The sequence below is a fragment of the Comamonas humi genome, assembly GCF_054782535.1.
In genome coordinates this window covers 1-15,133 of sequence record NZ_BAAGSH010000014.1, presented here as the reverse complement: position 1 = coordinate 15,133, position 15,133 = coordinate 1, and the positions used below count along the sequence as shown (strand labels likewise).

Sequence of the window (15,133 nt, the reverse complement as noted above, 5' to 3'; positions counted from 1 at the left end):
CTGTTTTTTTGCGGGACGCGCCCCCTGCCGGTGGCGCGTCCGCCTGTTTTTCCGAGCCGTTCCATGCAAGACAAATACAACCATATCGAAGTCGAGCGCGCCGCGCAGGCCCACTGGGCCGCGGGCGACGCCTACCGCGTCACCGAAGACAAGACCAAGCCCAAGTTCTACGCCTGCTCCATGCTGCCCTACCCCAGCGGCAAGCTGCACATGGGCCACGTGCGCAACTACACCATCAACGACATGCTCACGCGCCAGCTGCGCATGAAGGGCTACAACGTGTTGATGCCCATGGGCTGGGACGCCTTCGGCCTGCCGGCCGAGAACGCCGCGCTCAAGAACAAGGTGCCGCCGGCCAAGTGGACGTACGAGAACATCGCGTACATGAAAAAGCAGATGCAGGCCATGGGCCTGGCCATCGACTGGAGCCGCGAAGTCGCCACCTGCGATCCCGACTACTACCGCTGGAACCAGTGGCTGTTCCTCAAGATGCTGGACAAGGGCATCGCCTACCGCAAGACCCAGGTCGTGAACTGGGATCCGGTGGACCAGACCGTGCTGGCCAACGAGCAGGTGATCGACGGCCGCGGCTGGCGCACCGGCGCGCTGGTGGAAAAGCGCGAGATCCCCGGCTACTACCTGGCCATCACCGGCTACGCGCAGGAGCTGCTCGACCACGTGCAGCTCGGCGGCGACAAGGCAACCCTGACTGGCTGGCCCGACAAGGTGCGCCTGATGCAGGAGAACTGGATCGGCAAGAGCGCCGGCGTGCGCTTCGCGTTCACGCACGACATCAAGAGTGCCCAAGGCGAACTGATCGGCGACGGCAAGATGTTCGTCTTCACCACGCGCGCCGACACCATCATGGGCGTGACCTTCTGCGCCGTGGCGCCCGAGCACCCGCTGGCGCTGCACGCCGCCGCGACCAACCCCAAGCTCGCTGCCTTCATCGAGGAATGCAAGAAGGGCGGCACGACCGAGGCCGAACTCGCACTCAAGGAAAAGGAAGGCCTGCCCACGGGCCTGTTCGTCACGCACCCGGTCACGGGCGCCCAGGTCGAGGTCTGGGTCGGCAACTACGTGCTGATGAGCTACGGCGATGGCGCCGTGATGGGCGTGCCCGCGCACGACGAGCGCGATTTCGCCTTTGCCAACAAGTACGGCCTGCCGATCAAGCAGGTCGTGGCCGTGGAAGGCCAGGGCGCCTACGACGACAAGCAGTGGCATGACTGGTACGGCGACAAGGAACGCGGCGTGCTGATCCACTCCGGCGAGTTCGACGGCCTGAACCACAAGGATGCCGTGGCCGCCGTGGCCCGCCTGCTGGGCGACAAGGGCCTGGGCGAGCTCAAGACCACCTGGCGCCTGCGCGACTGGGGCATCAGCCGCCAGCGCTACTGGGGCACGCCGATCCCGATCATCCACTGCGAGGACTGCGGCCCGCAGCCCGTGCCCGAGAAGGATCTGCCCGTGGTGCTGCCGCAGGACCTGGTGCCCGATGGCTCGGGCAACCCGCTGGTCAAGAGCGAAGCCTTCCACGCCGGCGTGGTCTGCCCCTGCTGCGGCAAGAGCGCGCGCCGCGAGACCGACACCATGGACACCTTCGTGGACTCGTCCTGGTATTTCATGCGCTACTGCGACGCCAAGAACGGCGAGCAGATGGTGGCCGAGGGCGCCGACTACTGGATGCCGATGGACCAGTACATCGGCGGCGTGGAGCACGCCATCCTGCACCTGCTGTACGCGCGCTTCTGGACCAAGGTCATGCGCGACCTGGGCCTGCTCAAGATCGACGAGCCCTTCACCAAGCTGCTGACGCAGGGCATGGTGCTCAACCACATCTACAGCCGCCGCACGGCCAAGGGCGCCAAGGAATACTTCTGGCCCAAGGACGTGGAGCACGTGATGGGCGATGACGGCAAGATCGTCGGCGCCAGGCTCAAGACGGCCGTGGACAGCGCCGACGGCCTGCTGCCCGCGGGCACCGAGATCGACTACGAGGGCGTGGGCACCATGTCCAAGTCCAAGAACAACGGCATCGATCCGCAGGAGCTGATCGAGAAGTACGGCGCCGACACGGCCCGCCTGTACACCATGTTCACCGCGCCGCCCGAGCTGACGCTGGAGTGGAACGACGCCGCCGTCGAGGGCAGCTACCGCTTCCTGCGCCGCGTCTACAACTACGGCGTCAAGCTGTCTGCTCCTGAATTCGAAGCTGCTCGCGCAAGCGTGGCGGGCTCTGAAGGCGTAAAAGGCATCAAGTTCGGCAAAGAGGCCAAGGCGCTGCGCCTGGAAGTGCACACCGTGCTCAAGCAGGTGGACTACGACTACCAGCGCATGCAGTACAACACCGTGGTCTCCGGCGCGATGAAGATGATCAACGCGCTCGAGGACTTCAAGGCGCTGGACAGCGAAGGCGGCCGCGAGGCCGCGGTCGAGTGCTTCGGCGTGCTGCTGCGCGCGCTGTACCCGGCCACGCCGCACCTGTCCCATGCGCTGTGGAGCGAGCTGGGCTATGCCAAGGCGCAGGGCGAGCTGCTCGACGCGCCCTGGCCCGTGGTCGATCCCGAGGCCCTGGTGCAGGACGAGATCGAGCTGATGCTGCAGGTCAACGGCAAGCTGCGCGGCGCGATCCGCGTGCCCGCGGCGGCCGACAAGGCCGCCATCGAGGCCGCGGCGCTGGCCAGCGAGGACTTCCAGAAATTCGCCAATGGCGCGGCGCCCAAGAAGGTGATCGTGGTGCCGGGCCGCCTGGTCAACGTGGTAGTCTAGGTCCCATGCAAAGACGCACGCTATTGACTCTGGGCGCCTCGCTGCCGCTGGCGGCGTGCGGCTTCAAACTGCGCGGCTCGGTGGACTTCGCATTCCGCTCGATCTACCTCGCCGGCGCGGCCAACTCCGACTTCCTGAAGGAGCTGCAGCGCAACCTCGAGGCCTCGGGCAGCGGCCTGCAGGTGCTGCGCGACCCGAACGATGCCACCAAGGCCGAGGCCATCTACGACGACCTGGGCCAGCGCCGCCAGCGCGTGATCATCTCGCGCAACGCCTCGGGCCAGGTGCGCGAGCTGCAGGTGCGCCTGCTGGCCAAGTTCCGGCTGCGCACCCAGGGCGGCGCCGAGTACATCGGCGAGACCGAGCTGATGCAGTACCGCGAGATCAGCTACGTGGAAACCTACGCGCTGTCCAAGGCCTCCGAAGAGGAAATGCTCTACCGCAACATGCAGACCGACCTGGTGCAACAGATCGTGCGCCGCCTGTCGACGGTCAAGCAAGCCAAGCCCGTGGACTGATGCAGATTGCACTGAACCAGCTGCCCGCGCAACTGGCCAAGGGCCTGCGCGGGCTCTACACCCTGTATGGCGACGAGCCCCTGCTGCTGCAGGAGGCGGCCGACGCCATCCGCGCGGCGGCTCGCCAGGCGGGCTACACCGAACGCAGCAGCTTCACCGTGGCCGGCGCGCATTTCGACTGGAGCGCGGTGCTGGCAGCGGGCGGCTCGCTCAGCCTGTTCGCCGACAAGCAGGTGGTCGAGGTGCGCATCCCCTCGGGCAAGCCCGGCAAGGACGGCGCGGTCGCGCTGCAGCAGCTCGCGGCCTCGGCCGAGGGCAACGACAGCACGCTGACCCTCGTCACGCTGCCGCGGCTGGACAAGGCCGCCAAGTCCAGCGCCTGGTTCGGCGCGCTCGACGGCGCGGGCCTGTCGGTGCAGATCGACAGCATCGAACGCCAGGCGCTGCCGCAGTGGATCGCGCAGCGGCTCGCGCTGCAGAACCAGCGCGTGGCCGGCGGCGACGAGGGCCTGCGCACGCTGCAGTTCTTTGCCGACCGGGTCGAAGGCAACCTGCTGGCCGCGCACCAGGAGATCCAGAAACTGGCGCTGCTGCACCCGGCCGGCGAGCTGGGCTTCGAGCAGGTGGAGCAGGCGGTGCTGAACGTGGCGCGCTACGACGTGTTCAAGCTGTCGGATGCGGTGCTGTCGGGGCAGGGGATGCGCGTGGCGCGCATGCTCGGCGGCCTGCAGGCCGAGGGCGAGGCCGAGGTGCTGGTGCATTGGGCGCTGGCCGAGGACATCCGGGCGCTCAAGCGCGTCAAGGACGCGATGCAGGCCGGCAAGCCGCTGCCGATGGCGCTGCGCGAGAACCGCATCTGGGGCGCGAAGGAGCGCCATTTCGAGCGCATCGCGCCGCGCCTGAACGACGCCACCGCGTCGCGCCTGCTGCACTCCGCCCATGTGGTGGACGGCATCGTCAAGGGCCTCAAGCACCCCGACTGGCCGCAGGACGGCTGGCGTGCACTGCACCTGCTGGCCCAGCAATGCTGCAAGGCCTACCGCTGAGGCCCTGGGGCCTCGCTGGTGGCCCGGGCAGGCGACTTTTCCGTCGCCCTACAGCCTGGCCCGAGCCTTGTCCGCCCACAGGCGCAGGCTGTCGAGCAGGTCCTTCTGGCTGAAGGAACAGCTCTCCTCGCTGAACAGCGCGCTGGACTCCAGCCGGTCCAGCAGCTGCAGCAGCACGGTCTCGAACTGCGGCGGCAGCGCCGCCAGCAAATCGCCCTGCGCGCGGGCCTGGGTGCTCAGCGCCTGGGCGCTGAGTTCGCCCGCGTCAAACTGCCGCAGCGCGGCGTGCAGGGCATCCAATTGGTCGGTGGCGGTGCTTGTCAAGGAAGGGTCTCCGGTCATTCTGGGCAGCGGCGCTGCGCTGCAGCAAATACGTCACAATGGCGGGCATGAACGCCCTGAACATCGCCGACTATACGCACACGCTGGGTCTGCAGGCCAAAACGGCCGCTGCCGAGATGGCCAAAGCGTCTGCCGCCACCAAGAACCGCGCCCTGCTGGCGCTGGCGCGCCTGCTGCGCGAGCAGGTGGAGCCGCTGCAGGCGGACAATGCCCGCGACCTGGAACGCGCGGTGGCGAACGGCCTGTCGGCGCCGATGGTGGACCGCCTGCGCCTGACGCCCAAGGTGCTCGAGACCTGCGCCCAGGGCTGCGAGCAGTTGGCGGCGATGGCCGACGTGATCGGCGAGGTCACGTCACTGCGCCAGATGCCCAGCGGCATCCGCGTGGGCCAGATGCGCGTGCCGATCGGCGTGTTCGGCATGATCTACGAGAGCCGCCCCAACGTGACCATCGAGGCGGCCAGCCTGTCGATCAAGAGCGGCAATGCCTGTATCCTGCGCGGCGGCTCCGAGGCCATCGACTCGAACAAGGTGCTGGCCAAGCTGGTGGCCCAGGCGCTGGCCGAGGCCGGCCTGCCCGAGCACGGCGTGCAGCTGGTGCAGACCACCGACCGCGAGGCCGTGGGCCAGCTCATCGCCATGCCCGAGTATGTGGACGTCATCATCCCGCGCGGCGGCAAGGGCCTGATCGAGCGCATCAGCCGCGAGGCCAAGGTGCCAGTCATCAAGCACCTGGACGGCAACTGCCACACCTACGTGGACGATCCCTGCGACATCGCCATGGCCGTGACCGTGGCCGACAACGCCAAGACCCACAAGTACAGCCCCTGCAACGCCAGCGAGGGCCTGCTGGTGGCGCGCGGCGTGGCGGCCGAGTTCCTGCCGCAAATCGGCGCGGTCTACGCCGCCAAGGGCGTGGAGATGCGCTGCGATCCCGAGGCGCTGGCCATCCTGCAGGGCGTGCAGGGCGCCAAGCTGGTGCCTGCCACCGAGCAGGACTGGGGCGAGGAGTACCTGGCGCCCATCATCAGCGTGAAGGTGGTGGCGGGTGTCGACGAGGCCATCGCGCACATCAACCGTTATTCCAGCCACCACACCGACGCCATCCTGACGCGCGACCACATGCATGCGCAGCAGTTCCTGCGCGAGGTGGACTCGGCCAGCTGCATGGTTAACACCAGCACGCGTTTTGCCGACGGCTTCGAGTACGGCCTGGGCGCCGAGATCGGCATCAGCACCGACAAGTTCCACGCCCGCGGCCCGGTGGGCATCGAGGGCCTGACCTCGCTGAAATATGTGGTGCTGGGCAACGGCGAAGTGCGGGTTTAAGCAAAATTGGCCTCCAGCGCTTATGCAGTAAGCGCTGGCAGCTATATTTTTTGAGAATCGCCATGGCGGCCGGGCGCGGTATGATGCGCCAGCATCCATCGCTGCTACCGCTATGAAAATCATCATCCTGGGCGCCGGCCGCGTGGGCGAGAGCGTGGCCGACAACCTGATCGGCGAGAAGAACGACATCACCGTCATCGACACCGACGCCTCGCGCCTGCGCGAGCTGGAGAGCCGGTTCGACCTGCGCGGCGTGGTGGGCGACGGCATCGACCCCGCGGTGCTGGCCGAGGCCGGCGCGCGCGATGCCGACATGCTCATCGCCTGCGCGCCGCAGGACGACACCAACCTGGTCTGCTGCAAGCTGGCCAAGATGCTCTACAACATCCCCACGCGCATCGCGCGCGTGCGCAACACGGCGCTGCGCAGCCAGCCCGAGCTGCTGGCGGACGAGGGCTTCGCCGTCAGCCGGGCCTTCTGCCCCGAAGAATCGCTGATGAACTACATCGGCAAGCTGGTCGAGCACCCCGAGGCCCTGCAGGTGCGCGAGTTCTCGCTGGGCCACGCCTGCCTGGTGTCGGTGCGCGCGCGCGGCGGCGCGCCGGTGGTGGGGCTGTCGATCTCCGACGTGCGCCAGGGCGTGCCCGACGTGCCCATGCGCGTGGTCGGCATCTACCGGCGCTTCCTGCACGAGGCCGACCGCTTCGTGCCCTGCGAGAACAGCACCCGCATCGAGCCGGGCGACGAGGTCTTCATCCTCTCGGCGCGCCAGCAGGTCGACCAGGTGCTGGCGGCCTTCCACCGGCAGGTGGGCGAGCGCGAGCGGCCAATGCGCCGCATCATGATCGCCGGCGGCGGCCGCGTGGGCTTCCGGCTGGCGCGGCACCTGAGCGGCATGGGCGACTTCCAGATCAAGATCCTCGAGAAGAACGAGGACCGCTGCGTCTACCTCGCGTCGCAGCTGCCGTCCAACGTGCTGGTGCTGCGCGGCGACGCCACCGACGAGCACCTGATCGAGGGCGAGAGCATCGAGGACGTGGACATGTTCCTGTCGCTGACCAGCGACGACGAGGACAACATCATGGCCAGCCTGCTGGCCAAGAAGCTGGGCGCGAGCCGGGTGCTGGCGCTGATCAACCGCCGCAGCTATGCCGAGCTGATGCACGGCACGCAGATCGACATCGCGCTCGCGCCCGCCCAGGCGGTGCTGGGCGAGCTGCTGGCCTACGTGCGCCAGGGCGACGTGCAGGCAGTGCACAGCCTGCGCCGCGGCGTGGCCGAGGCGCTGGAGATCGTGGTGCGCGGCGATGCGCGCACCTGCAAGGTGGTGGGGCGGCGCGTGGGCAGCCTGCACCTGCCGCACCAGGTGCATGTGGGCCTGATCGTGCGCGGCCTGCCGGCGCCCGATTCGCGCAGCACCAACGGCAGCGGCGTCGACGATGCCGAGGCGGATGACCCCGGCGCGCCGCCGGTGGTGCCCGAGGTGATCGTGCCCACGAACAGCACCGTGCTGCAGCCGGGCGACCATGTGATCCTCTTCCTGCCGAACAAGCGCCTGGTGCACCAGGTGGAATCGCTGTTCAGCGTCGGCGCCACTTTCTTCTAGGCGTCCACACCATGGCCGATTTCCTCCCCGTCCTGCGCGTGCTTGGCGTGCTGCTGATGCTGTTCGGCGGCGTCATGCTGGTGCCGGCCGGCGTGTCGTACGCGATGGACGACGGCGTGTTCTGGATCTACCCGCAGGCCATGGCGCTGGCCGGCATCGCGGGCGCCATGCTCTGGTGGCTGGGCCGCCGCAGCCGGCGCGAGCTGCAGGCGCGGCACGGCGTGATGCTGGTGGCCTTCGTGTGGATGGCGCTGCCGGTGGTGGCCTGCGTGCCGCTGCTGCTGGGGTATGCGCAGATCGGCCGGCCGCTGACCTGGGTGCATGCCTATTTCGAGGCCGTCTCGGGGCTGACGACCACCGGCGCCACCGTGCTCAACCATGTCGACACGCTGCCGGTGTCGCTGAACGTATGGCGCACCTTCCTGCAGTGGCTGGGCGGCATGGGCATCCTGATCCTGGCGGTGGCGGTGCTGCCGCTGCTGGGCGTGGGCGGCAGCCAGCTGTTCCGCGCCGAGGCCGCGGGCCCGATCAAGGACACCAAGCTCACGCCGCGCGTGGCCGAGACGGCCAAGGGCCTGTGGGGCGTGTACGGCGTGTTCTCGCTGCTGTGCGCGCTGGCCTACTGGCTGGGCGGCATGACGCCGCTGGACGCGCTGATGCACATGTTCGCCACGGTGAGCCTGGGCGGCCTCGCGCCGCACGACGCGAGCTTCGCCTATTTCTCGTCGCCGCTGCTCGAGGGCATCTGCATCGTCTTCATGCTGCTGGCCAGCTGCAACTTCGCGCTGTACTTCGTGGCGGTGCGCAAGCGCCGGCTCAACTGCCTGCACCAGGACCCGGAAATGCGCGCCACCATCCTGACCCTGCTCGGCAGCGGCCTGCTGGTGGCCGGCCTGCTGTGGTTCAAGGGCGTGTACGGCCCCATGGAGGCGCTGCGCCTGGGCATGTTCCACGCCATCTCGGTGGCCACGACCACGGGTTTCGCTACGGTGGACTACCTGCAGTGGCCGGTGTTCGCGCCGGTGCTGATGCTGCTGCTGTCGGGCGTGGCCACCAGCGCGGGCTCGACCGGCGGCGGCATCAAGATGGCGCGCATGATCCTGCTGCTCAAGCAGACCCGCCGCGAGATGACGCGCCTGGTGCACCCGCAGGCCGTGCAGCCGGTGACCATGGGCGGCGCCGTGGTGCCCGACCGCATGATCTTCGCGGTGCTGGCCTTCATGCTGGTGTATGGCGCCACGATCACCGGGCTGACCATGGTGCTGCTGCTGACCGACATGGACCCGCTGACGGCCTTCTCTGCCGCGCTGGCCAGCGTGCACTGCACCGGGCCGGGGCTGGGCGCGCTCGGGCCGGCCAACAACTATGCGGGGCTGACGGACTTCCAGCTCGGCGTGTGCACCCTCGCCATGCTGATGGGGCGGCTGGAGATCCTGAGCTTCATGGCGCTGCTGACGCCGGCTTTCTGGCGGCGCTGAGCAGGTGTTCACGCGCCTGTCGAGCACAATAGACAGCAAGGTGCTATTGAAAAGCCGAATGTCCGACTCCAATTCTCTACAATTGCCGGTCGACTGACCTCGCTCGCCGCGTGGCGGGCCCACGAAGAATACATACCTATGGTCCCGAACCTCATCACCGCCCTGACCGGGCCCATCGATGAACTGGAGCAGCGCATGCTGGACTCCATGCCTGCGATCGAGCGCTGGTTCCGCCTGGAGTGGATGGAGCACACGCCGCCGCTGTACTCGTCGGTGGACATCCGCAACGCCGGCTTCAAGGTCGCGCCGGTGGACACCAACCTGTTCCCCGGCGGCTGGCAGCACCTCACGCCCGAGATGGTGCCGCTGGCAGTGCAGGCGGCGATGGCGGCGATCGAGAAGATCTGCCCCGAGGCCCGCAACCTGCTCATCATCCCCGAGAACCAGACGCCCAGCCCGCAGTACCTGGCCAACCTGCTGCAGCTGCAGCACATCTTCGGCATGGCGGGCCTGAACGTGCGCATCGGCTCCATCGACCCAGAAATCAAGGACGCGGTGAAGCTGAAGGTGGGCAAGCAGGAGCTGGTGCTCGAACCCGCGCTGCGCCAGGGGCGCCGCGTGGGGCTGCGGCATTTCGACCCCTGTACGATCCTGCTGAACAACGACCTGTCGGCGGGCGCGCCGGGCATCCTCGAAGAGGTCTACGAGCAGTTCGTGCTGCCGCCGCTGCACGCCGGCTGGAGCGTGCGCCGCAAGAGCCGCCACTTCCAGAGCTACGAGGAGGTGGTCAAGCGCTTCGGCAAGCTGATGGGCATCGATCCCTGGCTGCTCAACCCCATGTTCAGCCGCCTGGGCAATGTCAACTTTCTCGACGACGCCGACCCCGGCATGCAGGAGCTGGGCGAGAGCGTGGACGCGCTGCTGACCAAGGTGCGGCGCAAGTACAAGGAATACGGCATCAACGAGAAGCCCTTCGTCGTGGTCAAGGCCGACAACGGCACCAACGGCCTGGGCGTGATGACGGTGCACGACGCGAAGGAACTGCAGTCCGTGAGCGCCAAGGTGCGCAGCCAGATGGCCACGGGCAAGGGCGGCGTGCCGGTGCACGACGTGATCATCCAGGAAGGCGTGCAGACCATCGAGCGCATGCAGGACGAGGCCGCCGAGCCGGTGGTCTACATGATCGACCGCTACGTGGTGGGCGGCTACTACCGCGCCCACTCCGACAAGGGGCGCGAGGAGAACCTCAACGTGCCGGGTGCCCACTTCATCCCGCTGGCCTTTGAGCACGGCATCTCGCCCGGCGACTCGGTGGGGGCCAGCGCGCCCAACCGCTTCTACATGTATGGCGTGGTGGCGCGCCTGGCCATGCTGGCCGCCAGCTACGAGCTGGAGGCGACCGACCCCGAGGCCGAAACCTACGACTGATTCCGCAGCCGGGTTGAAGTATTTGCTATTAAAAATATAGCTTCTGGCGCTTGCTGCATAAGCGCTGGAGGCTGTTTTTGTTCAAAAAGCAGACGACCCGCTGTCAAGTGGTACTGTCCCGCATTCAAAATCCGCCGGATGGCGCACAATCGACACCCAATAAGAAGGCCATGCCAACGCATGGTGGCAAAGGTTTGACGTGCAAAGCAGCTCAAAATCTTCGCTCGGCGCTCTGACGCTGGGCGCAGTCGGTGTGGTGTATGGCGATATAGGCACCAGCGTGCTCTATTCGGTGAAAGAGGTTTTCGGCTCGGGGCATGTGCCCTTCACCCATGCCAACGTCTATGGCGTGCTGTCCATCCTGTTCTGGACGCTGACGCTCATCGTGTCGCTCAAGTACGTGGTGCTGGTACTGCGCGCCGACAACAACGGCGAGGGCGGCCTGATCGCCATGCTGGCGCTGGCCTCGCAGGCGGTGAAGGACCAGCCGAGGCTGCGCGCCACGCTGATGATGGTGGGCATCTTCGGCACCTGTTTGTTCTATGGCGACGGCGTCATCACGCCGGCCATCTCGGTGCTGTCGGCCGTCGAGGGCCTGGAGGTGGTGTCGCCGCGCTTCAAGGGCGCCGTCATCCCGCTGACGCTGGTGGTGCTGACCGGGCTCTTCCTGATCCAGAAGCGCGGCACGGCCGACGTGGGGCGCTTCTTCGGCCCCATCATGGTGCTGTGGTTCATCAGCATCGCCTTGCTGGGGCTGTGGAACCTGGTCGGGCATCCGACCATCCTGTGGGCGTTGAGCCCGCACCACGCGCTGCGCTTCATCATCGACAACCCCGGCATCAGCTTCATCATCCTCGGCGCCGTGGTGCTGTGCGTTACCGGGGCCGAGGCGCTGTACGCCGACATGGGCCACTTCGGGCGCAGGCCCATCCGCATTGCCTGGTTCTCCATCGCCATGCCCGCGCTGACGCTGAACTACTTCGGCCAGGGCGCGCTGCTGCTGGAGAACCCCGAGGCGGTGAAGAACCCCTTCTTCATGCTCGGCCCCGACTGGGCCACGCTGCCGGTGGTGGTGCTGGCGACCATGGCGACGGTGATCGCGTCGCAGGCCCTGATCACCGGCGCCTTCAGCGTCACCAAGCAGGTGATCCAGCTGGGCTACCTGCCGCGCCTGAGCATCGAGCACACCAGCGTGCGCGACACCGGGCAGATCTACATCCCCTTCATCAACTGGGGGCTGTGCGTGGCGATCGCGCTCGCGGTGCTGCTGTTCCGCTCCAGCAGCAACCTGGCCGCGGCCTACGGCATCGCCGTCACGCTGGACATGACCATCACCACCGTGCTCACCTTCTTCGTGCTGCACAAGGGCTGGAAGTACCCGCTGTGGCTGGCGCTGACGCCCACGGCCTTCTTCTTCGTGATCGACATCACCTTCTTCAGCTCCAATGCGCTCAAGCTGTTCGACGGCGGCTGGTTCCCGCTGGCCATCGGCCTGTGCATGTTCACGCTGATGACCACCTGGAAGCGGGGGCGCGACCTGGTGCACGAAAAGCTGCACGCCGACGGCATCGAGCTCAAGGGTTTCCTGCAGATGGTGCTGCAGCAGCCGCTGACCCGCGTGCCGGGCACGGCGGTGTTCCTGACGGCCGACCCGAACGTGGTGCCCACGGCGCTGCTGCACAACCTCAAGCACAACAAGGTGCTGCACGAGCAGAACATCTTCCTCACCATCGTCAACCACGAGGTGCCGTGGATCGGCCTGGACAAGCGGGTGCAGATGCAGGCGCTGGGCAGCAACTGCTGGAGCGCGCAGATCAACTACGGCTTCAAGAACGACCCGGACGTGCCCGCCGCGCTGCAGGTGCTGCGCGGGCGCGGCTGCGAGATGGAAAGCATGGCTACCAGCTATTTCCTGTCGCGCGACGTGTTCGTGCCCTCGGAGAAGAACGTGGGCATGGCGCCCTGGCGCCAGAAGCTGTTCGCGCAGATGCACCACAACGCGGCCGGCGTGGGCGACTTCCTGCTGCTGCCCAGCAACAGCCTGGTCGAGCTGGGCTCCAAGGTCGAGGTATAGGCGCTGCTGCTTCCGCGGCAGCGGGCCGGGCCGATTGCTGGTAGGCTGCGGGCTTTTGTGCCCGTGCGCCCGCCGCATCGCCTTGCCCCATGCAGTTCTTCCGTGACTGGAGCCCCTCGGCCTTCGTGGCCGGTTTCGTGGCCGTGCTGGTCGGCCTGACCAGCTCCATCGCCATCGTCTTCCAGGCCGCGCAGGCCTTCGGTGCCACGCCCGAGCAGGTCTCGTCCTGGGTCTGGGCATTGGGCATCGGCATGGGCCTGTGCTCGTGGCTGCCATCCATGTGGCTGCGCAAGCCGGTGATGGTGGCCTGGTCCACGCCCGGTGCGGCCGTGCTGGCCACGGCTGGGGCTGCGGGCGGCTTCTCCATGCCCGAGGCGGTCGGCGCCTTCATGGTCAGTGCCGCGCTCATTACGCTGGCCGGTGCCACCGGCTGGTTCGAGCGGCTGATGGACCGCATCCCGCTGGCCATCGCCTCGGCCCTGCTGGCCGGGGTGCTCACGCGCTTCGGCCTCGACGCCTTTGCCGCCGCCACAGGCAACCTGTGGCTGGTGGTGGCCATGCTGCTAGGCTACCTGGTGGCGCGGCGCTGGTGGACGCGTTATGCCGTCATGGTCACCCTGCTGATCGGCATTGGCGTGGCCCTGGGGCAGGGGCGCATCGTCTGGTCGGCCGTGCATGGCGCCTGGACCTGGCCGGTGTTCACCATGCCCAGCTTCAGCTTCTCGGCCGCGGTGAGCCTGGCGCTGCCGCTGTTCGTGGTCACCATGGCATCGCAGAACCTGCCGGGCGTGGCGGTCATCCGGGCCTCGGGCTACGACCTGCCCATCTCCAAGATCATCACCATGACCGGCGTGACCACCCTGCTGCTGGCGCCCTTCGGCGGCTATGCGTTCAACCTCAGCGCCATCACCGCCGCCATCTGCATGGGCGAAGAGGCGCACCCCGACCGCAAGCGCCGCTATACGGCCGCGGTGAGCTGCGGCGTGATCTATGTGGCGCTGGGCTGTTTTGGCGCGGTCATTGCCGGACTGCTGATGGCCTTCCCGCGCGAGCTGGTGGTGGCAATCGCCGGCATTGCCCTGCTGGGCACCATCGCCAACGGCCTGCTGGTGGCGCTGCGCGACGAGCAATATCGCGAGGCCGCGCTGGTTACTTTCCTGGTCACGCTCAGCGGTGTTTCTATAGCCGGAGTCGGCTCGGCGTTTTGGGGTGTGGTGGCCGGCAGCATCGCGCTTTTTGTGCAACAGTACGGGCAACTGCGCAAGCCGCGCGATTGAGATTGGACTGGACTCCCATGCATATTCTGTTCGTCGCCGACCCCCTGGAGGTCTTCAAGATCTATAAGGACAGCACCTTCGCCATGATGCGCAGCGCGCAGGCGAACGGCCACAGCATCAGCGCCTGCGAACCGCAGGACATGCAGTGGGTGAGCGGCGGCCAGGTCACGGCGCAGGTGCGCGACATCGTGCTGACCGGCGCTGACGACCCCTGGTTCACCGTCAGCCAGGAGCGGCGCGCGGCCATCGCCTCCTTCGATGCCGTCATCATGCGCAAGGATCCGCCGTTCGACAGCGAATACTTCTACGCCACCCATTTGCTCGAGCAGGCCGAGCGCGAAGGAGCCAAGGTCTTCAACAAACCGGCGGCGCTGCGCGACCACCCGGAGAAGCTGGCGGTGATGGAGTTCGCCCAGTTCGCGCCGCCCACGTTGGTCACGCGCCGTGCGCAGGACATCCGCGACTTCCACGCCCAGCACCAGGACATCATCCTCAAGCCGCTCGACGGCATGGGCGGCATGGGCATCTTCCGCGTGGGTGCCGATGGCATGAACCTCGGCAGCATCATCGAAACCCTGAACCAGGGTGGGGCGCAAAGCGTGATGGTGCAGAAATACCTGCCCGAGATCGTGGCCGGCGACAAGCGCGTGCTCATCATTGGCGGCGAACCGGTTCCTTATTGTTTGGCCCGCATCCCCCAGGGCAGCGAGATCCGCGGCAATCTGGCGGCCGGCGGCAAGGGCGTGGCCCAGCCGCTCACCCAGGAAGACCAGGACATCGCCCGCTATATAGGAGCACGGCTGGCGCCTCGTGGGCTGTTGCTGATCGGCCTCGACATCATTGGCCACAGCATCACTGAGATCAACGTCACCAGCCCCACCTGCTTCCAGGAAATCGAGCAGCAGGCAGGCTTCAAGGTGGCCGACATGTTCGTTGCCGCACTCGAAAAAGCGGTGCGTGAAGCCTAAGTGCTTGATTTGTCATAATTTGGACAAATAAGCTGGTTCAAATTGGAGATTTTTCTCAGGATTGTTCGGAAGGCCGGGAAAACCCCTGTATACTTCAGTCCATCGACAGCGCGGTGCTCCTGAGCTGATTGCCCCGAGGGGTAGGCAGTGAAGGAGTTAATTTTTTCTGTACTGTCGATTGCGAGAAGTTTCGGCGGTTTGAAAAGATCTTCAAAATTTCTCGCAAAGCACAAAAATCTGTGCTACAATGCAAGGCTTCGCTGATCGCAGCGAGGTTGATCGGAAAGACGGTCTGG

The 15,133-nt window shown here is 66.8% G+C and carries 12 protein-coding genes; 10 read left to right on the top strand and 2 right to left on the bottom strand.

Annotation, left to right across the window (positions count from 1 at the left end; genetic code table 11):
- Nucleotides 1-63 precede the first annotated feature (63 nt).
- The 3 genes from leuS to holA are packed head-to-tail and all read left to right on the top strand — an operon-like array spanning nucleotide 64 to nucleotide 4,336.
- Nucleotides 64-2,772, top strand: coding sequence for a leucine--tRNA ligase (leuS, locus tag ACYVKR_RS15460; RefSeq protein ID WP_460481829.1), 2,709 nt, complete (start codon nucleotides 64-66; stop codon nucleotides 2,770-2,772).
- 5 nt (nucleotides 2,773-2,777) lie between these two features.
- Nucleotides 2,778-3,290, top strand: a complete 513-nt coding sequence (locus tag ACYVKR_RS15455) for an LPS-assembly lipoprotein LptE (RefSeq protein ID WP_460481828.1) — start codon at nucleotides 2,778-2,780, stop codon at nucleotides 3,288-3,290.
- Nucleotides 3,290-4,336: a DNA polymerase III subunit delta gene (holA, locus tag ACYVKR_RS15450; protein WP_460481827.1), complete on the top strand. Its 1,047-nt coding sequence runs from the start codon at nucleotides 3,290-3,292 to the stop codon at nucleotides 4,334-4,336. The genes ACYVKR_RS15455 and holA overlap by 1 nt, the downstream gene beginning before the upstream one ends.
- Nucleotides 4,337-4,384: 48 nt before the next feature.
- Here the strand turns inward: holA and ACYVKR_RS15445 are convergent, their stop codons facing one another.
- Nucleotides 4,385-4,678, bottom strand: a complete 294-nt coding sequence (locus ACYVKR_RS15445) for a hypothetical protein (protein ID WP_460481826.1) — start codon at nucleotides 4,676-4,678, stop codon at nucleotides 4,385-4,387.
- Between the two features lie 47 nt (nucleotides 4,679-4,725).
- On the opposite strand from ACYVKR_RS15445, the gene ACYVKR_RS15440 reads away from it, so the two are divergent.
- The 7 genes from ACYVKR_RS15440 (at nucleotide 4,726) to gshB (ending at nucleotide 14,837) form a co-directional block, all read left to right on the top strand.
- Nucleotides 4,726-6,006, top strand: coding sequence for a glutamate-5-semialdehyde dehydrogenase (locus ACYVKR_RS15440; RefSeq protein WP_460481825.1), 1,281 nt, complete (start codon nucleotides 4,726-4,728; stop codon nucleotides 6,004-6,006).
- A gap of 112 nt (nucleotides 6,007-6,118) precedes the next feature.
- Entirely contained in the window at nucleotides 6,119-7,612 is a 1,494-nt protein-coding gene (gene trkA, locus ACYVKR_RS15435) for a Trk system potassium transport protein TrkA (protein WP_460481824.1), read from the top strand.
- A gap of 11 nt (nucleotides 7,613-7,623) precedes the next feature.
- A complete protein-coding gene (locus tag ACYVKR_RS15430; RefSeq protein ID WP_460481823.1) occupies nucleotides 7,624-9,090 on the top strand; it encodes a TrkH family potassium uptake protein in 1,467 nt (488 codons plus the stop codon).
- A gap of 138 nt (nucleotides 9,091-9,228) precedes the next feature.
- On the top strand, nucleotides 9,229-10,518 hold the full coding sequence (gene gshA, locus ACYVKR_RS15425; protein WP_460481822.1) for a glutamate--cysteine ligase: 1,290 nt from the start codon (nucleotides 9,229-9,231) through the stop codon (nucleotides 10,516-10,518).
- A 199-nt stretch (nucleotides 10,519-10,717) separates the two neighbouring features.
- Nucleotides 10,718-12,592, top strand: a complete 1,875-nt coding sequence (locus ACYVKR_RS15420) for a potassium transporter Kup (protein ID WP_460481821.1) — start codon at nucleotides 10,718-10,720, stop codon at nucleotides 12,590-12,592.
- An 89-nt stretch (nucleotides 12,593-12,681) separates the two neighbouring features.
- Nucleotides 12,682-13,869, top strand: coding sequence for a benzoate/H(+) symporter BenE family transporter (locus tag ACYVKR_RS15415; protein WP_460481820.1), 1,188 nt, complete (start codon nucleotides 12,682-12,684; stop codon nucleotides 13,867-13,869).
- A gap of 17 nt (nucleotides 13,870-13,886) precedes the next feature.
- Nucleotides 13,887-14,837, top strand: a complete 951-nt coding sequence (gshB, locus tag ACYVKR_RS15410; protein ID WP_460481819.1) for a glutathione synthase — start codon at nucleotides 13,887-13,889, stop codon at nucleotides 14,835-14,837.
- A 94-nt stretch (nucleotides 14,838-14,931) separates the two neighbouring features.
- On the opposite strand, the gene ACYVKR_RS15405 is transcribed toward gshB, so the two are convergent.
- Nucleotides 14,932-15,133: hypothetical protein (locus tag ACYVKR_RS15405; RefSeq protein ID WP_460481818.1), on the bottom strand; the 202-nt coding region annotated here is incomplete at its 5' end.